Origin of the sequence: Bacillus sp. BS1807G30, assembly GCF_040047675.1 — a bacterium.
Classification (GTDB): Bacteria; Bacillota; Bacilli; order Bacillales; family Bacillaceae; genus Bacillus; species Bacillus altitudinis.
This window is the reverse complement of sequence record NZ_CP157353.1, coordinates 3,190,726-3,215,144: the sequence shown is the minus strand read 5'-3', so window position 1 is coordinate 3,215,144 and position 24,419 is coordinate 3,190,726. Positions and strand designations below refer to the sequence as shown.

18 protein-coding genes are annotated in these 24,419 nt (G+C 36.2%); 14 read left to right on the top strand and 4 right to left on the bottom strand.

The window, feature by feature from the left end; all coding sequences use genetic code 11:
- The first annotated feature begins 33 nt into the window (after positions 1 to 33).
- Positions 34 to 2,664: an N-acetylglucosaminidase gene (locus ABG082_RS16585; RefSeq protein WP_348936281.1), complete on the top strand. Its 2,631-nt coding sequence runs from the start codon at positions 34 to 36 to the stop codon at positions 2,662 to 2,664.
- A 17-nt stretch (positions 2,665 to 2,681) separates the two neighbouring features.
- Here the strand turns inward: ABG082_RS16585 and ABG082_RS16580 are convergent, their stop codons facing one another.
- A complete protein-coding gene (locus ABG082_RS16580; protein ID WP_348936280.1) occupies positions 2,682 to 3,869 on the bottom strand; it encodes a CDP-glycerol glycerophosphotransferase family protein in 1,188 nt (395 codons plus the stop codon).
- Between the two features lie 11 nt (positions 3,870 to 3,880).
- Positions 3,881 to 4,651, bottom strand: a complete 771-nt coding sequence (locus ABG082_RS16575) for a WecB/TagA/CpsF family glycosyltransferase (protein ID WP_007499915.1) — start codon at positions 4,649 to 4,651, stop codon at positions 3,881 to 3,883.
- Positions 4,652 to 5,019: 368 nt separating this feature from the next.
- Between ABG082_RS16575 and tagD the strand changes: the two genes are divergently transcribed.
- The 11 genes from tagD (at position 5,020) to tagH (ending at position 20,466) form a co-directional block, all read left to right on the top strand.
- Positions 5,020 to 5,409 (top strand): glycerol-3-phosphate cytidylyltransferase, encoded by a 390-nt coding sequence (gene tagD, locus ABG082_RS16570; protein WP_008343212.1) that lies wholly within the window; start codon positions 5,020 to 5,022, stop codon positions 5,407 to 5,409.
- Positions 5,410 to 5,504: 95 nt separating this feature from the next.
- A complete protein-coding gene (locus ABG082_RS16565; RefSeq protein WP_348936279.1) occupies positions 5,505 to 6,971 on the top strand; it encodes an alpha-glucosyltransferase N-terminal domain-containing protein in 1,467 nt (488 codons plus the stop codon).
- 47 nt (positions 6,972 to 7,018) lie between these two features.
- Positions 7,019 to 9,292, top strand: coding sequence for a CDP-glycerol glycerophosphotransferase family protein (locus ABG082_RS16560; RefSeq protein ID WP_057078972.1), 2,274 nt, complete (start codon positions 7,019 to 7,021; stop codon positions 9,290 to 9,292).
- A gap of 211 nt (positions 9,293 to 9,503) precedes the next feature.
- Positions 9,504 to 10,388, top strand: coding sequence for a glucose-1-phosphate thymidylyltransferase RfbA (gene rfbA, locus ABG082_RS16555; protein WP_057078973.1), 885 nt, complete (start codon positions 9,504 to 9,506; stop codon positions 10,386 to 10,388).
- A gap of 20 nt (positions 10,389 to 10,408) precedes the next feature.
- Positions 10,409 to 11,470 carry a dTDP-glucose 4,6-dehydratase gene (gene rfbB, locus ABG082_RS16550; protein WP_057078974.1) on the top strand — a complete coding sequence of 354 codons (1,062 nt, stop codon included), beginning with the start codon at positions 10,409 to 10,411 and terminating at the stop codon, positions 11,468 to 11,470.
- A gap of 102 nt (positions 11,471 to 11,572) precedes the next feature.
- The gene (locus ABG082_RS16545) at positions 11,573 to 13,573 is read left to right on the top strand and encodes a CDP-glycerol glycerophosphotransferase family protein (protein ID WP_057078975.1); all 2,001 of its coding nucleotides are present in this window, start codon (positions 11,573 to 11,575) and stop codon (positions 13,571 to 13,573) included.
- A 12-nt stretch (positions 13,574 to 13,585) separates the two neighbouring features.
- The gene (locus ABG082_RS16540; protein WP_116306317.1) at positions 13,586 to 14,866 is read left to right on the top strand and encodes an ATP-grasp domain-containing protein; all 1,281 of its coding nucleotides are present in this window, start codon (positions 13,586 to 13,588) and stop codon (positions 14,864 to 14,866) included.
- The gene (locus ABG082_RS16535; RefSeq protein ID WP_039170374.1) at positions 14,867 to 16,045 is read left to right on the top strand and encodes a DegT/DnrJ/EryC1/StrS family aminotransferase; all 1,179 of its coding nucleotides are present in this window, start codon (positions 14,867 to 14,869) and stop codon (positions 16,043 to 16,045) included. It abuts the gene before it with no gap.
- A complete protein-coding gene (locus tag ABG082_RS16530; RefSeq protein WP_272511172.1) occupies positions 16,032 to 17,864 on the top strand; it encodes a glycosyltransferase family 2 protein in 1,833 nt (610 codons plus the stop codon). Before ABG082_RS16535 ends, ABG082_RS16530 begins: the two co-directional genes overlap by 14 nt.
- A 150-nt stretch (positions 17,865 to 18,014) precedes the next feature.
- Positions 18,015 to 18,842, top strand: a complete 828-nt coding sequence (locus tag ABG082_RS16525) for an ABC transporter permease (RefSeq protein ID WP_039170378.1) — start codon at positions 18,015 to 18,017, stop codon at positions 18,840 to 18,842.
- Positions 18,843 to 18,861: 19 nt separating this feature from the next.
- Positions 18,862 to 20,466, top strand: coding sequence for a teichoic acids export ABC transporter ATP-binding subunit TagH (gene tagH / locus ABG082_RS16520; RefSeq protein WP_348936278.1), 1,605 nt, complete (start codon positions 18,862 to 18,864; stop codon positions 20,464 to 20,466).
- Between the two features lie 27 nt (positions 20,467 to 20,493).
- Here tagH and galU read toward each other — a convergent pair whose 3' ends face one another.
- Positions 20,494 to 21,375: a UTP--glucose-1-phosphate uridylyltransferase GalU gene (gene galU, locus ABG082_RS16515; RefSeq protein WP_057078980.1), complete on the bottom strand. Its 882-nt coding sequence runs from the start codon at positions 21,373 to 21,375 to the stop codon at positions 20,494 to 20,496.
- 233 nt (positions 21,376 to 21,608) lie between these two features.
- Between galU and wecB the strand changes: the two genes are divergently transcribed.
- Positions 21,609 to 22,748 (top strand): UDP-N-acetylglucosamine 2-epimerase (non-hydrolyzing), encoded by a 1,140-nt coding sequence (gene wecB / locus ABG082_RS16510; RefSeq protein WP_348936277.1) that lies wholly within the window; start codon positions 21,609 to 21,611, stop codon positions 22,746 to 22,748.
- 235 nt (positions 22,749 to 22,983) lie between these two features.
- On the opposite strand, the gene ABG082_RS16505 is transcribed toward wecB, so the two are convergent.
- A complete protein-coding gene (locus ABG082_RS16505) occupies positions 22,984 to 23,907 on the bottom strand; it encodes a LytR family transcriptional regulator (RefSeq protein ID WP_116306309.1) in 924 nt (307 codons plus the stop codon).
- 182 nt (positions 23,908 to 24,089) lie between these two features.
- On the opposite strand from ABG082_RS16505, the gene ABG082_RS16500 reads away from it, so the two are divergent.
- Positions 24,090 to 24,413, top strand: a complete 324-nt coding sequence (locus tag ABG082_RS16500) for a hypothetical protein (RefSeq protein WP_017357851.1) — start codon at positions 24,090 to 24,092, stop codon at positions 24,411 to 24,413.
- Positions 24,414 to 24,419 lie beyond the last annotated feature (6 nt).

The following is a 24,419-nucleotide window of genomic DNA, read 5'->3' as shown; positions in this document are numbered from 1 at the left end:
CTATTATGCAAAGTTAAGAGAGGGACAGGGACCGTGAAAAAAACCATCAAGATTATGTTACTCGCAGCTGCCTTTGGTATGACATTACACACAGGCAAAGAAGTGCAAGCAGCCTCCTATGTCGATCAATCCATTTATACGATTAGCACCTCAAAAGTATTTACAACAGAAGCAGAAGTGAAAAAAGCGGTTGACACGTTGAAAAAGGATAAGAAATGGACAGCCACTTATCAAACGTCAGGAAATACATCGACCTATCAGCTAACTGCCTCAGGATATGACTCACAAGTAGCAGCTAATGCAAGTGCCGCTGCATTAAAAAAAGAGTTAGGCATGAGCGGTACGGTGTCTCCAGTAGGTGACCGCCTTCCTTTACAGAAAATCGTATCTGATCCAATCAACGATGAAAGTCAGGCGAAAAAACTGACGCTCGAGCTGACGAAAACATCAGGACTCAATAGCACGTATGAAGCTATCAATCAAAGTAGACCATCTTATCAGGTCATTTCAGGAGCCATTGATTCTGAAACGAAAGTCAAAAATATTCAAACCGAACTACAAAAACAGGCCGGAGTCACGAGTACATACCAAACTGAAAACAAGGCCGGCACCGTGTATCAGCTGATCTCAGGCAATATTGTTGGACAGAGTAAGGCAAATACCATCCTGCAAGGTTTTCAAAAGGAATCAGGTTTAAAAGCAGTACTCCAAACGGTAGCAGCAGGCAAACCGTATTACATCGTCACATCTGCTGCACAAACGAATCAGTCTAAAGCGCAAACCCTTCTGACCCAGCTGCAAAAAGAAGCGAAAATCAGCGGAAAGATTCAGAAGGCTGGAGCTGTTAAAAATGTATATAGCATGGAATCAGGCTATTTCAAAGACAGTAAGCAAGCAGCCTCAGCGGCGGCTCAGATCAAAAAACAAGCTGGTGCGTCAGGTACTGTGCAGCGAGTAGGAAAAACGAAAAATTATATCGTAAAGCTCAATCAATTAAATGACACAACTTACGCAAAAACAGTTGCCTTTTTCAAGAAAAAGAAATGGCGCTATACATCTAAAAAGATCTCCTCTACACAGCCATATCAAGTAGTGACTGGGAATCTTTTGGGCGATGATCAAGCGAAAAAAGCAACGGCATTTTTCCAAAAGAAAAAAGTATCCGCCACAACGAAAAAAACAGGCAAAGCATCTGACAGCACGTATCGACTTGTTGTGAATCAAGCAACGGATCAGACAAAAGTAAATAAAGGTGCTGCATACTTAAAGGCACAAAAGGTGACAAGCAGCATCACAACAGGCAAGGGGCAAGCAGTCAGTAAAGCATACAGCCTGATGACAACTCCTGTATATGATCAAAGCAAAGTAAAGCAGGCGCAAGAGATCATGAAAAAAAATGGAGTTGCCAGTAGTACAAAAACATTAACAGAAGCTGTTAAGCAATACCGTATTACGACAGAGGCGACTGTGAATCAGACAAAACTGAATCAAGCCTTAAGTTATTTAACCAAACAAAAAATGAAAGCAGCCGCTCAAAAAACGGGTGCAACTGATTATGGTCAATATCAGATCAAAACAGGGGTTATTTCGACTGCTGCCTTAAGAGATCAAGGCATGACATTCTTCAAAAAACGAAATGAACCAGCTGCTTATACAACAACGATAAAACCGGCATATAAAATCAACATCACACAGCAGTTTACAGGGTTACCAAATGCGAATGCGGCCATTGCTTTTGTGAAAAGCCAATACGGCTGGACAGCCACAGCGACAAAAATCAAAAACGGTCCAATGGTGATGCAGACGAATTATAACCTCACTGTCAATGAGATGGTAAACAAACAAATGAAGGTATCGCCGCAGACAGATGGTGCAGCATATGTCTATGCGACATATGTAGACCCAGCGACATCCACAGTGAATACAGACGGGCTAAATGTACGTTCTACACCTGATTCAAGTTCGGCTAGCAACATCGTCGCACAGCTGAACAAAGGGACAAAAGTGAAGCAGCTTGGAAAAGAAGGCAACTGGATCAAGATCAGCCTCGGCTGGAGAAATGCGAGTTCAGCAGAAGTATTAAAATATGTAGACCCAGCAAATATCGCGGAGGGCACTCAATCTTATTTTCAATTTCTCAAACTCTCTGAAGCTGCAAATCTCAACCCGACTGAAGTGAATACGAAGATTTTAGCAGGGAAAGGCATTCTTGCCGGAAAAGGACAAGCCTTTATCACAGCAGCGAAAACGTATCATATTAACGAAATCTATCTCATTTCACATGCGCTGCTTGAAACAGGTAACGGAAATTCCATTTTAGCGAATGGTACGATGTTTAATGGGAAAAAAGTATATAACATGTATGGTATAGGCGCATATGACAGTAACCCGAATTACCTCGGTGCAAAGTATGCGTATGAACAGCAATGGTTCACACCAGAGGCAGCCATTATTGGCGGGGCAAAATTCATTGGCAACAGCTACATCAATAACGCCACATACAAACAAGATACCATTTACAAAATGCGGTGGTCTGCGACAGCGACTCACCAATATGCAACAGATATTGGCTGGGCTTCTAAACAGGTCACTCGTATGTATAGTTTGTATAACTTACTTGATAACTATACGCTGTATTATGATATCCCCGTGTATAACAAATAAAAAAACGTCCGTGCTTCTTAATGAGAAGCCGGACGTTTTTTGTGCAGGAGCTGATGTTCAATAAAGGAAAGAAGCTGCTGACTTGATTTCCCTTTTGAATATTGGTTCCATTCCTCAGCAAAGGTTTTCAATAAGTCTTGATTGGCTGATTCGTTTAGCTCCTTAAGCTCCTTTAAGAGCATATCTTGAGTGACGCAAGCCTTTCCTGGAATAATGTCTTCATAACGTTCGACTAAACCGCGTTTCATGCGATAAGTCTCTAGATCGTAAGTGAAGAACAAAACAGGCTTTCGGAGCAGCGCATATTCAAACACAATGGACGAATAATCTGTAATCAGGACATCGCATACAGAGAGCAATGGAAAGAGCGGCTGATCGGACACATCAAAGATCCACTCACCATCTGTTTCTGCTTTGGCTAAATGTTTCACCGCAGGATGAAGTTTGACGAGCAGAATATAGTCGCCATTCAGCTCACTCTGCAATTGTTTTTTAGAAAAAGGTAAGACAAGACCGTCCATTGCAAAGTCCCGGTAGGTCGGCGCATACAGCAGCACTTTTTTGCCTTTTGGAAAAATATCCGTCTGAAAGGAAATAGGGCGCTCATCATAGTACGCATCTGTGAAGGGTACACCTGTTGGCAAAAAACGATCGTCGTTGACGCCAAATGAAGTTTTGAAGATCTCGCGCATGTGATCTGAGCCAGTAACGATATAATCGAAAGACGTATAGACCCGCTTGAAACGCTGCAGATCACGAGAACTACGGTGATGATTTGAAGCGTCTTCAAGACCGAACTTTTTCAAAGCACCATTGGCGTGCCACACTTGAATACAAGTGGTAGAAGGTCTATTTCTTAGCACGCTTGTCATCAGAAAATAATTATCTGTGACGACAACTTTGCTTTTTAGCATCGTATAGATACATTGAATGAGATGAAAGGGATTTTTTTCATGAAAATAGCGAAATGACACATGAGGCACGTCCTTTTCTATCACGGAAGCATGCTTCGTATAGAGGACAGTGAGCTTCATTGTCATATTCGCCTGTTGTTGATAAGTATCGATGAGAGCAGCTGCATTCTCTTGGAATGAAACAAGCAGCGTCACCTGATTGTCACGAGGTTTCACGCCGCTCATGAGCCATCCAGCAAAAGAAACAAAAGCTGCATAGCATGAGATGATCATTGAGTGTATATTCATCATGTATCAGTCTCTCACAGCTGCTTCGTCTGATCTTTTACTTGCTCAGGATAGTAGCGCTTTTTCCCTTTGTTTTCTTTTAATACGGCAAAAGCGTACTTTGGGATATTCAGCATTCGTTTCCATCTCCACGGATTGACAATGAGTCTGTACAGCCATTCCGTATTTGTTTTAATCATCCAGCGTGGTGCACGCTTCACCGTACCGCTAAATACATCAAAGCTTCCGCCTAAACCGATGCAAACAGCTTGCGGGAACAAATGACGGTATTCATAAATAAAGTTCTCTTGGTTTGGATAACCTAAAGCAACAAACACCATATCTGCTTTTGAACGAGCAATTTGTTTTGCCACAAACCGTTTATCTGCTTGATAACCATCACAGCTGCCTGCGATCACCACATTCGGATATTCCGTATCAATTCGCTGTTTGACAGCCTCGAGCACTTCTTCTTTCGCCCCATATAAAAAAATACTTTTAGATTGCTTGTTTGCGAGATCAAGCATAGACATGAACACATCAAAACCTGCAATTCTTGATTTCAATGGACTTTGCGTCATGCGTGACATCAACACAACACCTACACCATCCGGCAGTACATAATCCGCGGAAGAAACCACTTGATGATATGCATCATCCTTCATGACAGCATAGCCGATCTCTGGATTCACTGTCGCAATCATGGCGCCTCTTCTCTGGGAAATATGATGCTGGTTGATATAGCTAATAAATTCATCTAAGTCACCATTAACATAAGAAAGGTTAGAGACCACTTCTGTTTGCATTGTTCAGACCTCCTTTTTCATTTTGTTATCTATGAAACGTTCATTGTAAATTCATTCTTCGCCTACTCATCATTTTATCACAGTTGCTCCATGAAATATTAACAATAACTTTACAATCCTTTAAATTTCGTGACATTTTCATTAATTCATATGGACGATCCTTTGTGAAATATTGATTTCTCGGTGTTCTACTCCTGCACCCAATAAATTGGAAATAGTTTGTCTTTACATTTTCTTAACCTTTCATAGGCGTTGTGATATAATGAAGTTCCGAAGAGCGAAAAAATGATCGATGATAATAGGATTACGGATAACATTACTGCTTGAAGCAGACGAATAAGGATGAAAGAAAGGAGTTCATGTTTGCAATGAAGAAAGTTATTACTTACGGTACATTTGATTTATTACACTGGGGGCACATTAAGCTGCTAGAACGTGCAAAGCAGCTCGGAGATTACTTAGTGGTGGCCATCTCTACAGACGAGTTTAATCTACAAAAATCAAAAAAAGCTTATCACAGTTACGAGCATAGAAAGCTGATTCTTGAAACTATTCGTTATGTAGACGAAGTTATTCCAGAAAACAGCTGGGATCAAAAAGTCCGCGATGTACAAGAACATGACATTGATGTCTTTGTCATGGGAGATGACTGGGAAGGTAAATTCGATTTCTTGAAAGAGCATTGCGAAGTCGTTTACTTGAAGAGAACAGAAGGTATCTCGACAACTCAAATTAAGGAAGAAATTGCTGGACTTTAATAGATGAAAAAAGTACTTCTTATCTTTTGGTGAGAAGTGCTTTTTCATGTGAAATACAATGAGCGAGTTATCATGAATTTTAAGGAGAGCTTTCTTTGTTTCAAAATTGGATGAAGAAAAAAGTTAAAGATACATTGGATCAACCTGAACAAAATGAAACGATGGCATTAGTTGAAATTCCTGATATGGACTACTACTTTATTGTAGGTGACGTACCAAATGAGGAAGACGGCTTAACGAAGTCTTTAAAAGCAAGAATAGAGCCATTGGCTGAGAAACATAAACGTACTGCGATGTTAACTTTGAATTTCGATGTAAATGTGAAGGAACGTATTCGCCGCTTGGAGGAGACCTTTCATCCTCAAATTGACATCCTGAATGTATTTGAACATTACATTCTGCCAGAGAGCGGAAGTAAAAGGTATTATTTGGAGTTTATTGCGGGTGAAGTACCTCAATCCATCAATGAAGCAGTTATCCCGGCAGATACATCGACCATTCAGGTGACGAGATATGAACTGCCTTCTTCCCCAATCTGTATGATTGATCAATATAATGAAGAGCAGCAATTAGTGAAGAGAGAAGAATACAATTGGCAGGGAGCTTTACGCAGAGTTCAAAGCTTTGTTCCTCATACAGGTGCTCTCTATTTAGAAGAATTGATCAAGGACGATGGCAGCATTTTTATGGAGATCATCTATGCTGGTGATGCAAAAAAGAATCCAGTCCGTCACATTAATTGGTATAAAAAAACAGGAATTCAAACATTTACAAAGAAGACGGATATAAAACAACAATGGCTATCCAGCATTCAATTACAAAATGACCGGTTAAAACTGATGGTCACAGAGGACCGGGACCAGGACCGCCATTTGTTTAAAATAGATCAACCGGAATCAACTTATTATGCTGCTTTTGTGCATGAAGCCCATTATGAGGAAAATCCGCTCCATATCAATTCTCAATATGGAGAATTATTTAAACAAATAAGAAAACAGCAAGTGGATGCCGTCTTCTTTGGCGATACTAAGCATAAAGAAGATGTTGAGAAGGTTTTAGGAGAACAAACTTATTTCTACCATGTGCCTTCTGATGAAATATCAGCTTGGAAAACAGTACTTCATCAGATGCTGGAAAACCGTATACGTAAAGATGAGCTGAGAAAGATCGTGGATCGCACGAAATGGGTACTGCATGATCTTAGCTCTGAACACCATGTTCTTCATCTTCAGCTTAAGATGACAGACGAAATGAGCCAAGTGGATCATGTGGAAATTGATTTTGCAGGATATGATCGAGTGAATGGAGCTGAAATCATTTCTCAAACAATTGATGAGAATGATCAAGTCAGTTTCCCAATTGGTCATTTTCAAACAAAGAAAAACATCGAAACCAACCAAACAAAATTTGTGGATTTTTACATCCGCTTTAAAACAGAAGAACTTCAAGAAGTGTTGCAACGTCTAGAAGTAGAGGGAGAGCTCCTTACCAATAAACCATCTTCAATTGATGGTTGGTCGTATCAAACGAAACAGGGGAACTATTCTTGGAAAGTAAAATAATGATACAAATAACGGTAAGATTTTTGAACAGAGGAGATTAACGATTAATGATTGAAGAGGGAATCCATAAGAAGAGTGTCGTTGAAGGTTTAAAAAATCATCATGAAAAATTGGAAATGCTCGTTCGCATCTACGATGACATGCCATTAGCAGATAGAGAGTTTTATCTGTTTATGAGGGAAAGGGTCTCAAAACAAGAACTATTCCTCCCGCTTGTTCATCAAGAAGGGAATCTATTCAAATTGGTACTGAGTGAAGCATCGCTTCCGCTTGCGTTAGAGCAAGGCCAGACATACAACTTGTATGTCACGGACTATCTGAGCGCAAACAAAGAAGAGGACGAAGACGAGCTTGAAGACTCAGCCTATGATTCTGATTCGGAAGAAGAGGATGAAGACGCAAAAGAAGCGGATACCAGCGCGACTTCCGAAATAGAAGAAAAAACACCATATTATAAACGTCGTTTGAAAATGGAAATTGAAACGCCAGAGCTGACATTTTTAGAAAATAAAGAAGCGCTGTTGTATGTTATTCCATATCGTACAGACAAAGGCAATGCTTCATTGAAAATCAAACGGGAGCTCAAAGTTGTGAAATTCCATCATATCGAGCTCAACAAAGAATGCACGCTATCTTTATCTGGGTATGCAGGCGTTCTAAGTGCAGAGCATCCTTATCAGATCAAAGAAGTAAAGCTTCTATTGAAGAAAAATGGTGAGGAACCAGTTGAGCATCGTTTTCCTGTCAAGATGACACATAAAAAAGATGAAGTCATTCAATATCGTGACGACCATCAAACACCACAACTGTATCAATTTTCAGCAGAAGTTCCTTTAGAGGAGTTAACTTATTCTTTAAATAAACGTCTTATATACCGCTTTTATCTAGAATTTATTTGCGACGTCAACGGAGTGGAGGAAACATTAACAACTGCTTCTTTGGTACTTGGAGATCGTTCAAACAAACTCAAAGGGCTTGTTCAAATTCATAAAAGAGACGACGTACCAATTCGTTATGAAGTGTACAGAAAGAAAAAAAGACAAACCCTTGGTATTCGAATTAATGATTACACCATGAAGACACGTGCTAAGTACTACGTGAAAAGCAAGTGGAAGAAATTCAAAAAGCAATTTGGGAAAATCAAAAAAATTCGAAATCGTCTTGTAACAAGAACCTTTAAAACAACCTTTAAGCTGGCGAGTAAGCTGTCCGTCAAAAAGAAAACTGTTGTGTTTGAAAGCTTTAATGGAAAACAATTCAGCTGTAACCCGCGTGCTATTTATGAATATATGAAAGAAAATCACCCTGAATATACGCTGATCTGGAGTGTTAAAAAAGGGCATGAAGCACCATTTAAAGAAAAAGGCATCTACTATATCAATCGTCTGTCATTGAAATGGATTTTTGCAATGGCAAGAGCCGAGTATTGGGTCGTAAACAGTCGTTTGCCGCTATGGGTTCCAAAACCAGAACACACCCAATACTTACAAACATGGCACGGCACGCCATTAAAACGACTGGCGATGGACATGGACGAAGTGCATATGCCTGGAACAAACACGAAGAAGTACAAAAAGAATTTCACGAAAGAAGCATCGAATTGGGATTATCTGATTTCTCCTAATGCATACTCGACTGAAATCTTTACCCGTGCGTTCCAATTCCAAAAGACCATGATTGAGTCAGGATATCCGAGAAATGATTTCCTTCACAATCAAAACAATGAAGAAACAATGAGAGCGCTCAAACAAAAAATGAACCTGCCGCTTGATAAGAAAATGATTTTATATGCACCGACATGGAGAGACGATCAATTTTATAAAAAAGGGCAGTACAAATTTGATTTAGACCTTGATCTGCATGAGCTACGAGCATCTATCGGAGAAGAATATATCATCATCCTTCGTATGCACTATTTAGTAGCGGAAAACTTTGATCTCGGACCATATGAAGGCTTTGCCTATGACTTCTCTCATTACGAAGACATTCGAGACCTTTATATGATTTCCGACCTACTCATTACAGATTACTCTTCCGTGTTCTTTGATTATGCAAACCTTAAACGTCCGATGCTGTTCTATGTACCAGACATCGAAACATATCGTGACAAGCTCAGAGGATTCTACTTCGACTTTGAACAAGAAGCACCTGGGCCGCTTGTGAAAGAGACAGCAAGTGTCATTGAATGGGTAAGAGAAACAGAACAACCGACTTTTACATTACCAGCTTCATTCGCACCGTTTTATGAAAAATTCTGCTATCTAGAGAGTGGAAAGTCATCGAAGCGAGTGGTGGAAGTGGTATTTAAAAAGGAATATTGAGAAGCACTACTAAGGGATCCTCATGCCTAAGAGTGAATCCCTTAATAGTGCTTTTTTTGGTTTATTTATTTAGAATTGTAATTTAGGACCGAATTTTAACTATTAACTTTGTATTAGGTATATGTTATTATAAAGCTGATATTCAAATAAAAAACAAATAATTTCTTAGGATTTAAGGCTTTTCTGAGTATTTTTTCATAGGAGGATCATCTTGAAAGGAATAATTTTAGCTGGTGGTACGGGCTCGCGGCTTTATCCAATTACAAAGGGTATCTCTAAACAATTAGTTCCCATTTACGACAAACCAATGATTTATTATCCACTATCAGTTCTAATGCTAAGTGGTATTAAAGAAGTACTTATTATTACTACCCCAGATGATTTAGAACAATTTAGACGTCTTCTAGGGACGGGAGAAACTTTAGGAATACAAATAAGTTATGAGGTACAAAAAGAACCTAAAGGACTTGCAGATGCTTTTATTATTGGAGAAGAATTTATAGGCCAAGATAATGTGTGTCTTGTGCTCGGTGATAATATATTTTATGGACAAGGTTTAACTGAAATCCTAAACAAAGCAGTAGAACTAACGACAGGTGCGCTTGTTTTTGGGTATTATGTAAAGAATCCAGAGGATTACGGTGTTGTCCAATTTGATAATAGCGGAAATGTTCTTGGCATTGAAGAAAAACCTAGCCAACCTAAATCAAACTATGCGGTACCTGGTCTCTATTTTTATGATAATAAAGTGGTGGAAATCGCAAAAAATGTTAAACCCTCTGCAAGAGGGGAAGTTGAAATTAGTTCTATTAATGATTTTTATTTGAAAAATGGTGAATTGAAAGTGGAAATTATGGGTAGAGGAATGGCTTGGCTAGACACTGGTACACATAAAAGTTTACTAGAGGCAAGTAATTATATTGAGGCAGTTCAAAATAGACAAGGGCTCTATGTCGCTTCATTAGAAGAAATTGCTTATCGTAAAGGGTATATAAATGAAGAACAACTTTCTCGTTTAGCTCTACCATTAACGAAAACTGAATATGGCAAATACTTATTAGATTTAGCTGAAAATAAAGAAGTCATTCTTAAATAGAAGTTACAAAGGAGAGAATAATGAAAACTTACCTTGTTACAGGTGGAGCAGGTTTTATTGGTTCTAACTTTATATCATATATGTTAGACAAGTATACAGATATAAAAATTATAAATCTAGACAAACTAACTTATGCAGGGAATCTTGAAAACTTATCTCAATATGAACATTTCGTGAATTATAAATTTATTAAAGGTGATATTAAGGATTCGGAATTATTGAGTGAAATTTTTGAAAATAACGAAATTGATTATGTAGTGAATTTTGCAGCTGAATCTCATGTAGATAGAAGTATCGAAAATCCGCAAGTATTTGTGGAAACCAATGTGCTTGGTACATTGAATCTTTTGAATACAGCTAAAGAATTCTGGCAAACAGATGCAGACTCTTATAAAGAAGGAAAAAAGTTTATTCAGATTTCAACAGATGAAGTGTACGGTTCATTGAGTGAGGAAGGGTATTTTACAGAAGAAACACCTTTAGATCCTCATAGTCCGTATTCAGCTAGTAAGGCTTCGGGTGATTTACTGGTACAATCGTTTTTTGATACGTATAAATTCCCTATGAATATTACAAGATGCTCTAACAACTATGGACCATTTCAGTTTCCAGAAAAATTGATACCACTTGTTATTCATCACTGTATTGAAAAAAAGAGCATCCCTGTTTATGGAGATGGATTGAACGTTAGGGATTGGCTTTTTGTTGAAGACCATTGCAGTGCTGTAGACTTAGTTATTCAAAATGGCCAACTTGGAGAAGTATATAATATTGGCGGACATAACGAAAAGACAAATATTGACCTTGTGAAAAAAATCATAACTTATTTAAATGAGAAGGTAGATCACACGGTTACCGAAGACTTAATAGCCTTTGTTAGAGATCGAAAAGGTCATGATAGACGTTATGCGATTGATCCAACAAAAATAGAAAAAGAACTCCAATGGCAGCCGAAATATCATTTTGAAACAGGTATTATAAAAACAATTGATTGGTATTTAGATAACTCTCTATGGTTTAAAAATATTATAGACGATGAGTATAAAAATTACTATCAAAAAGCATACAATACAGTAAAGTAATATTTTATTTTTGAAAAGCCCTATTCAACACCATGAATGGGGAATTTTTTCTTTATTGCTATTGTGAAAAATGTAATTGAGATGAGGTTACGAAGACTAAAAATGAAAATTAAAAAATTAGTTTCTAAAATATTAAAGTCAAAAATAAGTAAACATAAAGTGAAAATCCAAATTAAAAAAGAAGAACTCCATTTAGTTGTTAATCATTTAGGCTTTAGTTTATTTAATAAATATGTAATTTTAAAAGATCGTGAGAGTGGCAGATTTTTAAAGAGCAAAATTAAAAAAAACATCTCTGTTTTTAATCTTCAAGATATTGTAGATCTTAATAGTAATGGAACTTTGGATGTGTATATTACTCTTCAATTTTATAGTAAATATTTTCGTAAGAGAACTGTATTTAGCATAAATAATCAAGGGTTTACATCATATTCAGAGGATTTGAACTTAAAATTAAAAAGTTTTAAAACCAAAAACGGAAATCTATCTTTTGATTATAAAAAAAATATTTTTACTCAGCATATAAAAAATTTAAAAAGTGTAGGCTCGAACTTTTATATTGAGGGGGAAGTAATCCAATTTTCAGATGAATATTCAGTTAGACAATTAGAATTAATTGCAGTAAGAAGAGACAATAACAAGTCATATGGCTACTCTTTAGATTTTCAGAAAGAAAAGAATAAATATATTTTTAAAAAAATTATTTTGATAGATAAATTAAAACAACATTTGGATCTCAATAGCAGATGGGACTTCTTTTTGCAAATAAGGGATGATAAGAAACGAATCTGTTATAAGGAACTAGTAGATATGACAGGTTATAATGATTTCTCAAGAGAAGAAGATAGGTATCTACTAAATAATGAATATAAAGATAACTTCAAGCTTATTATATATGTAACTATGGGAAAAGAGAGCTTAGCATGCTGGTTTACTGATAATGAACAATATATTAAGACATACAATATCGCTAGAGGTAAAACTATCTTTAATAATACTTGTGATAATCATCCAATTCATAAGAAAATGATTTTCTTTGAAAGTTTTTTAGGAAAAAGTTACTCAGGAAATCCAAAATATATATATGAATACTTATTGGAAAATGGATATGGTGAAGAGTATCAATTTGTATGGTCTTATCAAGGAGAATCGAAATTACCAGGAAACCCAATTGTAGTAAGTAGAGAAGAAGAAGATTATTATCGATACCTGGCGCTTTCAAAATATTGGGTGAACAATATTATTTTCCCGGTACATCGGAAAAGAGAAGGTAATGTGTATATCCAGACATGGCACGGAACGCCTTTAAAAAGATTGGGTTATGACATAGAAGTAGATGGTCCTGAAAAATTGGCTAGGGAAAATTTTTATTTAGAATCTCGTAATTGGGATTTTCTATTGGCAGCTAATAAATACTCTGGTGATATCTTTAAGCGGGCTTTTAAGTTTGAAAAAGAGATCATATTAAATGGCTATCCATCTAATGATATTTTTTATAAAACGAATAATATAGAAAAAATTGAATCCATTAAAAGAAAGTTGAGTATTCCTAAGGAAAAACAAGTTATATTGTATGCTCCAACTTGGAGAGATAATGAATCCAATGGATCATGGAACCATTCCTTTGAGATACAATTCGATTTAGATCAGTTCCAGAATGAATTTGGTGATGATTATGTATTAATCTTAAGAATGCACCATTTAATTTCAGATTATTTAGTGCTTAATCCAAGCAAACATTCTTCAATCATTGATTTATCTAAATATGATGATATTCAGGAATTGTATTTAGTCAGTGATATTTTAATCACGGATTATTCTTCTGTGTTTTTTGAGTATGCAAATAGCAAAAAGCCGATATTGTTCTATGCTTATGATTATCAACTTTATAAACAGGAGATAAGAGGTTTTTACTTAGATATGTACAAGGACTTGCCAGGTCCAGTATTACAGGAACAAACAGAGTTATTTGATGCGATAAAAAATATTCATCGTGTGGAAAAAGAATATGAAGAAAAATATAATGAATTTTTCCAAGAGTATTGTAGCCTGGAAACAGGAAATTCAGCTAAATTAGTTATCGAAACAGTATTCAAAAAATAATTGGAGGTAACAATGAAAAAAGTTCTAGTGTTTCCATGTGGTTCTGAGATTGGCTTGGAGATTCACAATTCTCTTAAGTACTCAAAAGACTTTGAATTGATCGGTGCTTCCAGCGTCTCTGATCATGGTAAGTATGTATATAAGAATTATATAGAGGGTATGCCAAATATCCATGACGAAGGCTTTATTGATCAATTAAATCGTATAATTAAAGAAAATGAAATTGATTTTATTTTCCCTGCACATGATAGTGTGGTATTAAATTTAGCACAGAATCGAGAACGACTTCATGCCATAGTTATAACATCAGATCAATTGACTTGTGAGATTTCAAGATCGAAAAAGAAAACGTATGAATTTTTTGAAAAACAATCTTTTGTTCCAAAAATGTATGAAAAGGTTGATGATGTAGATACATTCCCCGTATTCTTAAAGCCAGATGTTGGACAAGGATCAAAAGGAGTAGCACTTGCAAGAAATAAAAAAGAGCTGGAGTTTTATAAAAATAATCAATCCGACTTATTAATACTAGAATATCTCCCAGGTAAAGAATATACAATAGATTGCTTTACAAATAGAAATGGAGAACTTGAATATACTGGGAGACGTGAAAGAAAGCGTATTAAGAGTGGTATAAGTGTAAACTCTTCCACGTTACCGATGGATGAGCAAACAACACAGATAGCGCAAGAAATTAATAAACATCTTAAATTTAGAGGAGCTTGGTTTTTTCAAATTAAAGAAGATGTGAACGGTCAATACAAGTTGTTAGAAGTGGCACCGCGAATTGCAGGAACTATGGCATTATATCGTAACAAAGGTGTAAACTTCCCTTTACTGAGTTTATATGATCGAATGGATTTTGATATAAAAATAGAAGATAACGGTGTGAACCTTGAAGTAGACAGGGCTTTGATTAATCGATTTAGCATTCAATACTCTTATCAAAGAGTGTACGTGGATTTTGATGATACGATTACGTATAAAGATAAAGTTAATCCTCATTTAATGTTATTTTTATATCAATGTTTTAATAATGAGAAGGAAATTATCCTAATTACAAAGCATATCAATGATATCAAAGAAACTTTGGAAAAGCTTCGAATCCACATTAACCTTTTTGATCGTGTCATTCATCTAAAAAAAGAAGATATGAAATCAAAGTTTGTAGATAATCAAATACCTTCTATATTTATTGATGATTCTTTTAGCGAAAGAGATCAAATTAAAGCAATTGACATCCCTGTGTTTGACGTAGACTCGATAGAAGCATTAATTGATTGGAGAAATTAAATGATAAGACAATTTAAATTTCAAACGCCAATTCATGTGACAAAACCAAAACTTCCAAAACTTGAATATTACACGGATAAGATAAAAAGTATTTGGGAGAATAAATGGTTAACAAATGACGGTCCATTACATGAAGAGTTTAAAAAAAATCTTCAAGAATATCTTGGGGCACCCCAAATTGAACTCTTTACCAATGGCCACTTAGCATTAGAAATTGCTTTAAAAACAATAGAAGAAAAGGGTGAAGTGATTACAACACCTTTTACTTTTGCTTCTACAGTTCATGCAATAAAAAATACAGGTTTCCAGCCAGTTTTTTGTGACATAGAACCAAATACATTCAATATCAATATCAATCATATTGAAAAACTCATTACTGAAAAAACAAAAGCAATTGTAGCAGTGCATGTTTTTGGAAACCCTTGTGATGTGAATGAATTAGATCGAATTTCAAGGGATTATGGAATACCTGTTATCTATGATGCAGCACATGCTTTTGGAATTAAAATAAATGGTAAACCGATTGCAGAATTTGGCTATGCATCTATGTTTAGTATGCATGCAACCAAAGTTTTTCATTCGATTGAAGGTGGAGTTCTTTGTTTTAAACAGAAAGGATTAATTCAACAATTAAAAGCTTTGAAAAATTTTGGTATTACTTCAAATGAAACAGTTGATTATATTGGAATTAACGCAAAGATGAATGAATTCCAAGCTGCTATGGGATTAGTGAATTTGGAAGAAATTGATCAAGATATAATAACAAGAAAAAAAATTTATCATCAATATGAAGAAAAATTATCTGAGATACCAGGAATTAATGTTGTAGCAATTGATGATAATGTCCATCACAACTATTCATACTTTCCAATAATTTTAGAAAATCAAGAGATGAGAGATTATGTAAATGAAGAATTGAAAGCATATAATTTGTTTACCAGGAAATATTTCTATCCTCTTTGTAATGACTTCGGTTGCTATACATTTGATTCAAGTGAAACGCCAGTAGCAGTATATGTTAGTAATCGAATTTTAGCATTGCCAATGTACACAGAACTATCCTTAAGTGAAGTTGAACAAATCTGTACCATCATGAAAATAGTTTTGGACAATTTTCATAATCAAGTCAACATAAGAATGACGAATCAAGTGGGTGAACTATCGAATGAGTCAGTATAAACTAAGCGTTGTTGTATTGGTTTATAATACAGAATACTATTTGAAGGAGTGCCTTGATTCACTTGTTAATCAATCATTGCCAGATTTGCAAATTATTGCAGTAAATGATGAGAGTCCTGATAATAGTGCCGAAATTTTAGATGAATATGAAAAAAAATATTCAAATATGATGGTAATTCATCAAAAAAATAGTGGGGGCGCCAATGCGGGGAATCACGGATTAACATATGCAACAGGAGAATACATTACGCTCATGGATTCAGATGACATTCTTCCTCTTGATGCCTATGAAAAATTATATTTAGAAGCAAAGAAAACTGAGTCTGATATTGTGATAGGAAGGCCTAATATCTTAATAAACGGTTTTCAAAAAGAAATTATTTATAAAAAGGAAAGAGAAGTTTGGCAAAAGAATAAATTAATCGAGAAAGTAAAAGATTATCCTGATGTTTTTTATGATGGATTTTATTGGAACAAGATATTTCGGAGAGAGTTGATCTTTGAATATCAATGTTTTATGCCTCCAGGTATGCTATATGCAGATCGCCCAATGGTTCATAAGGCATTTTTATATGCGAAAAAAATATCAATCATTACGGATGTTGTTTATCTTTGGAGAAAAAGAGGAGAAGAAGCAACTCAAAAGTCAATAACTCAATTAAATGGTGATTTACGAAACTTTCAAGATCGGATAGAATCACTTAAATATCAATTAGAATATTTCGAGAATTATGGTGATAAAGAGCTTTTAAATGAATTTCTTAAAAGAAATATTGAACGTTTGTTCTTTCCGATTAAAAATATCGTTTGGGATAAAAAGTTTAGGCACGTATTTTATAAAGAAATTAAACCGATTTTACAAAAGATTGATAATATCTTTGACAATGATTTAGGGATTACTAGTAATTTATATATCTACTTTATTTTGAATGAGCTTCATGAGGAATTAATATATTATTTAGCTGGTAATCAAAAAGGAAATATATTAAAAGAGAATGGTAAATACTATTGGGCCCTTCCCTTTTTTAGAAACGAAAGTCTCAATATTCCGGATGAACTCTTTGAAATTAAAGTACTAAAAGAAGAATTTATCAAAATAAATCATATAGATGTTGATGGTCAAAAAATTATATTCAGAGATATCGATATACCAAAAACGTTTAATGATGCTCAGGTATTTCTTTCTTTTGAGTCAAGACATAATTTATCGGAAAAAAAATTGATCAATACATTTACAAATGATGTTGGTCAATTAAATGCGGAATTTTCTTTAGAAGATTTGAATCAAATTGCAACATATGATATTTATCTTATTGTTCAAAGAAACGACAAAGAAGATAAATTTAGAATTTCTAAGCAAATGTACAAGGGAGCCCTTAATCATTGCAATCAATCTAATTTTCATCTCTTTTTCACTATTAACGGAAACCTATCTATTGAAAATATAAATGTAAAAGTAGAACAATTGATTTTGAATGATGAAGGTGTTTCTATATTAGCAGAAAAGCCAATAATAGAAACAGGGACATTCTATTTGAAAAATCGAATAACAAGAGAAGTAATTTTTCTGAAAAGAACATCAAGTACAGAGTTCAATATTAAATGGGAACATTTCTTTGAAGGGTTTAAGACATATGACCTTTTTTACTGCTCGCAAGATCGTCACTTTAGATTAAGAAAAAATTTATTAACAGATAGACTATATAATAGGTATAACTTAAGACCTTTTCAGGTAGAAATATACGAAACGGCCAAAGGAAACATTTCTTTAAAAAGTTCAACGAATATTACCCGATTCTTATCAAGATTGAAAGTTTAATTTTAAAAAGGAGGAAGTAGCTTCCTCCTTTTTATATTGTTTATGATGTGTATTTCCTGATAAGTGAAATATTCCTCAACTTCTGGTACAATTATGAGCGGTGCTTTTTAAAAAAGTGATCCCAAAAACTTATATCTAAGGAAGATTAGAATGAACGCAATGTTGACGATACTGAAGGAGCAAATCAGCTCATTTTCGCTGATTATGCGACTTGCTGTTTATGAAACAAAATCAAAATATCAGATGAATTATTTAGGTGTTTTATGGCAGTTTTTAAATCCATTGATTCAAATGCTGGCTTACTGGTTTGTTTTTGGTTTAGGCATTCGCGGAGGACAGCCAATTGTCATTGGAGGCATGGAGGTTCCATTTATCATCTGGATGCTTGCTGGATTAATACCATGGTTCTTCATTAGTCCGACGATCCTTGATGGATCAAACAGTGTGTTTAAACGCATTAACATGGTATCAAAAATGAATTTTCCGATTAGTGCGCTGCCGTCTGTTGTCATCATGTCCAACTTGTTCAGCTATTTTGTCATGATGGGTGTCTATCTTATTGTGCTGATTTCTTATGGCATATATCCTGACGCGCATTGGCTACAATATATTTACTACCTTATATGTATGATCGCGTTTATGTTTTCGTTTAGTTTGTTTAATTCAACAATTAGTGTACTCGTAAGGGACTATCAATTTCTTTTACAATCAGTGACACGTTTACTTTTCTTTTTGCTGCCGATTTTTTGGAATATCTCAGAAAAGCTCACTGGAGACAAAGCATGGATAGGAGATATTTTAAGACTGAATCCTCTTTTCTATATTATTGATGGTTTCAGAAATAGCTTGTTAAAGGGAGAATGGTTCTTTCATGATGTGAAATATACGCTTTATTTTTGGCTGATTACGCTTCTTCTTTTAACAGTCGGTTCATTACTGCATATGAAATTTAGGGATAAATTTGTCGATTTTCTTTAAAAAGTAAGGAGATTATACGATGAAACTAAAGGTTTCGTTTCGAAACGTATCCAAGCAATACGTCCTATATAAAAAACAGTCGGACAAGATTAAAGGGCTGTTTTTACCTAATAAAAATGAAAAAGGTTTCTTTGCCGTTCGTGATGTGTCTTTTGATGTCTATGAAGGAGAGACGATTGGTTTTGTAGGGATCAACGGGTCTGGGAAATCCACGATGTCGAACCTTCTAGCGAAAATCATTCCACCGACAAGCGGTGAGATTGATATGGACGGTCAGCCATCGTTAATTGCCATTGCTGCAGGGCTGAACAATCAGTTAAGCGGTAAAGACAACATTCGTTTAAAATGCTTAATGATGGGTCTGACAAATAAGGAAATTGACGATCTTTATGAAAAAATCGTAGAGTTTGCGGATATTGGAGACTTTATAGATCAGCCTGTAAAGAGCTATTCAAGCGGAATGAAATCCCGTCTTGGTTTTGCCATTTCAGCACATATTGATCCAGATATCCTCATTATTGATGAGGCACTGTCTGTAGGAGACCAAACCTTCTATCAAAAATGTGTGGATCGCATCACCGAATTCAAAGAACAAGGAAAGACGATCTTTTTTGTCAGTCACTCCATTAGTCAAATCCAAAAAATCTGTGATCGGGTGGCTTGGATGCATTATGGTGAACTTCGTATGTTTGATGATACGAAAAAGGTTGTGAAAGAGTATAAGGAGTTTGTTGATTGGTTTAACAAGCTTTCCAAGAAAGAGAAACAAAAATATCAATCAGAACAGAAGGAAGGTCGAAAAGGCGTACAAACGACAGAGAAGGTCACGAGGTATAATGACACTGGAAAACGACGTTCCTTTTTCGGACCGGCGTTTCAAGTCACCATAATAGCTGTTTTAACCATCTTACTTGCCCTTTCAATGTTTTCGGATCGTCCGCTTCGTACACTTGCGACATTTGGTGCAATTCCTTCAGGTAAAACAGAGGCGCCCCAGTCAACGAACCATGAGACGAAAGGTGCCTCTGATGATATGAAAAAGATTGATCAACAGGCTGTAGTTAAGGCAGATCCAATGACGGTTTATACAGACAGGGCCATGAAAAAAAAGGCAGACGTCACATTATCGTTTGGACAAGAAGTGAAGGCTGTGGCTAAAAATAAACAAGTCGTTCAAATCAAAACAGCATCAGAGACGTATTATGTGCAACCTGATGCGCTACAAAACGCAGATGAATTGAAACCATTATCTATCGGACCAGCACAGTTCAATTCCTACGTATCACCCGCATCTGCGGGTTCGTATGAGTACTTACTTTCTTTCCTTGGAAAAGAAGAGTCTGTGCTGAAGCAAAGAATGCAAACACTTAGCTCGGTCAAAAGTGAGCAAGGTGATACCGTTGAGCGGCTGACCACTGAGAAAACCGATTATGTGATTCAAAATGGTCTGGCGAATACGATGGTGTTCCGCGAGATCATGCCTATCTCTCCTTCAACACTTGGACTGACAGAACAGAATGTCTGGATGAATGAGAAACAAACGAAGTTCGCAGTAAAGGGCGAACATAACCTGTTTGTCATTGATAATGAACAGCATACGCTGACCGTTTCAGCGACCAAATAAAAAAGCTGCCGATGCCGGCAGCTTTTTTTAATTCACTTCTTCTTTTTCAAGAAGTTGTTTCATAAATGGAATGAGTTTTTTCTTGAGCTCTTCATCTTGAAGGGCAAACTCTAGCGTCGTTTCAATGAAACCTTGCTTCTCTCCGACATCATATCGTTTTCCTTCAAAATCATAGGCAAATACACGCTGGATGTCATTGAGCTTTTGAATGGCATCTGTCAGCTGAATTTCTCCGCCCGCACCAATTTCTTGTTGATCAAGGTACATAAAGATCTCAGGCGTGAAAATGTAGCGCCCCAAAATGGCCAAATTGGATGGTGCTGTTCCTTGCGGCGGCTTTTCAACAAAGTTTTTCACTTGATAGCGGCGTCCTTCTTGGGTAAGAGGATCAATGATTCCATAGCGATGCGTATCGCTGTCTGCTACCTGCTGAACACCGATCACGGACGAAAGGGTTTTTTCATATTCATCCATCAGCTGGCGAAGTCCAGGTGTTTCGGCTTGGACAATATCATCACCTAATAAAACAGCAAAGGGTTCATCACCGATAAAGTTGCGTGCGCACCAAACGGCATGTCCTAAACCTTTTGGTTCTTTTTGGCGGATGTAATGAATATCTGCAATATTAGATGATTTCCTTACTTTTTCTAGTAATTCTATTTTTCCTTTTTCTTCTAGATTCCTTTCTAGTTCGGGAGCAAAATCAAAATGATCTTCTATAGCTCTTTTCCCTTTCCCAGTCACAATAATAATATCTTCGATACCTGAATCAACAGCTTCTTCAATAATATACTGAATAGTTGGTTTATCTACGATAGGGAGCATTTCCTTAGGCATGGCCTTTGTTGCAGGAAGAAAACGTGTTCCTAGACCGGCAGCTGGTATAATGGCTTTACGTACTTTTTTCAATGAACTTTGCACCTTCCTTTTGTATATATACAGAGTTTACTATTAAATTCTATCTTACTTTTAAAAGGAGTCAAACTCTATTGTGATGTTTAAAATAATTTTAAGATAAATTTGTAAACATGATTGATGTTTTGTATAGATATTTTATTAAGCTATAATGAAGTTCAATTATCAATTGTAGATAATTTTTGTATAATGGACTCATAAAATGAGAAGAAAAGAGGCATCGACTATTGAGAACATTACATGTAATGACTGTATTCGGGACGAGGCCTGAAGCGATTAAAATGGCACCCCTTGTCCTTGAGCTAAAAAAACATCCACAAATTAAATCTTCAGTTACTGTGACGGCTCAACATCGACAAATGCTTGATCAAGTGCTGAAAGCTTTTGATATTACGCCCGATCATGATTTAAATATTATGAAAGAACGTCAAACATTATCTGAAATCACATCAAATGCACTGTTGAAATTAGATCAATTATTCCAACAGGAAAAACCTGATATTGTGCTTGTACATGGAGACACAACAACAACCTTTGCAGGAAGTTTGGCTGCGTTTTATCACCAAATTTCAGTAGGTCATGTTGAAGCGGGGTTAAGAACACATAATAAATACTCACCGTTTCCAGAAGAATTGAACCGTCAAATGACAGGAAATATAGCCGATATTCATTTTGCGCCGACACATGAGGCAAAGCAGAATCTTTTAGTTGAAAATAAAAAAGAAGAGACCATCTTTGTAACAGGAAATACAGCAATTGATGCATTGCAAACAACGGTTACAGAGCAGTATCAACACCCTATTTTAGAGAAAATAGGCACAGATAAAATGATTTTGTTAACGGCTCATCGCAGAGAAAATCTCGGCCAGCCGATGAAAAACATGTTTAGAGCGATTAGACGTATTGTAGAAGAGTTTGAAGATGTTCAGGTTGTATATCCTGTTCATTTAAACCCTGCCGTACGTGATGCAGCTCAGACAGAATTCAGTGATCTCGATCGCGTACACTTAATTGAACCGCTCGAAGTCGTTGATTTCCATAATTTTGCTGCCGCTTCACATTTTATTTTAACGGATTCTGGCGGTGTACAAGAAGAAGCTCCTTCTCTAGGAAAGCCAGTATTAGTGCTCCGCGATACAACAGAACGCCCAGAAGGCGTGAAAGCTGGTACGCTGAAGCTTGCAGGTACAGATGAAGAGAACATTTACAACATGGCAAAACAGCTTCTAGTCGATCAGAAAGAGTACGACAACATGTCAAAGGCGTCTAATCCATATGGTGATGGACAAGCGTCAAAACGAATTGTCGAAGAGCTTCTCCATCGTTATGGTTTAAGTGATGAAAAACCAGCCCCATTCCAATCATAAAAAAAGAAGACTACATTTCTGTAGTCTTCTCAGCATGTAGACAAACCCTCGCATTCTTTGTCAGTCCTGCGTGCTGGTGCTCACGAATTCAAATTCGCTCCGCGTCAGTACTCGTCCTTCCTAGACTGCAAAGGTTTTCTATCACGCTGAAAAGAAGACAAAGGGCTAAAATAAAGTTCATTTTAGCCCTTTGTCAACAATCTGACACCTTTCTCTCAAAAAAGGTGTTTTTTATTTACGAAGCTTCCAAACTATCCTTCAATTCCTTCTTCACTTTCGCTAAACTGCTGTCATCAAGCTGATAGTAATAAATATTATTGATTCGTGCACCTGTACCTTTCAGCTCGTGCTGTTTCACATTTTGTCTTGCATCACGATAATCATTCATCATCGTCCACATGTCGTCAAAGGACATATTCGTTTTCATGTTGTTTTCAACGACTTTAAACATATCGCCGAATTTCGTAATAGATGAAATGTTAGCGCCTTTTGCAATGATGCCTTCAATGACTTGACGCTGTCTTTGCTGACGGCCGAAATCACCTTTAGGATCTTGCTTTCTCATTCTTGTATAGGCAAGGGCTTGATCGCCGTTCAGGTTAATTTCTCCTGTACCAAATGAATGGCCATCATAGCTGAAAGCAAACGTGCTGTTCACCGTAATGCCGCCAAGTGTATCGACAATGTCTTTGAAACTTTCCATATTCACTTTCACAAAGTAATCCACAGGTACATCAAGCAGTTCCTCTACTGTATCTGCAGCCATTTGTGTACCACCGAAAGCATAAGAGTGGTTGATTTTATCCATTGTGCCTTTTCCGACAATTTTTGTATACGTATCACGGGGGATACTCACCATTTCAGTTGTTTTCGTTTTCGGATTCACTGTCATGTATATTAATGTATCTGCACGGCCTCGGTCATTCTTTCTTTCATCGACACCCATGACTAAAATGGAGATCGGGTCTTTTTTACTTAAATCGACATCTTTGTCACGCTTATCTGACTTCTTTAAGTTCTCTTGAATGCCTGCGACAGTGGATGCGGCTGTATTCCAAAGATGATACGCGTATCCGCCAGTGGCTAATACGAATAAGCCAATAATCGATAAAACAATCCAAAGAACCTTCTTTTTCTTTCTTTTTCTCTCAGCTCTCATAATGTCCCTCACCTTTTCTATCATTCTTCCATGATTATAGGTTTACGAATCTTGATAAACAAGTTATTTTTTTACTCTGAACCTAGATATAGACGTTGTAACAAAAAAAAGGTTTCAAAAAACCTTAAATTTACCTTAAAATATTAAGTTATAAGACGATACAAAGACATGAGGTGAAAAAAATGAAGAAAATCGTCGTTTTACCGTTCTTAATACTACTACTAGGTATCGTGCTCGCAGCATGTGGAACGGCTGAGCAATCCTCAGGAGAAAACAAGACAAGCAGTTCAACTCCTCAGGTGCTGGAAGAAAAAGCTGAATTTATTGGAATGGCTGATGCACATACAGTCGAAGTGAAAAAAGTGAATACGACCTTAAGCTATGAATTTACGGATAATTTTAAAGATGTATTAAATGAATTTAAACCAGGTGACAAAGTAGAAATCTCTTACTTTATCAATGACAGTGGTCAAAAAGAAATTCAGAAGATTGAAAAACAGAAGTAAAAAAAG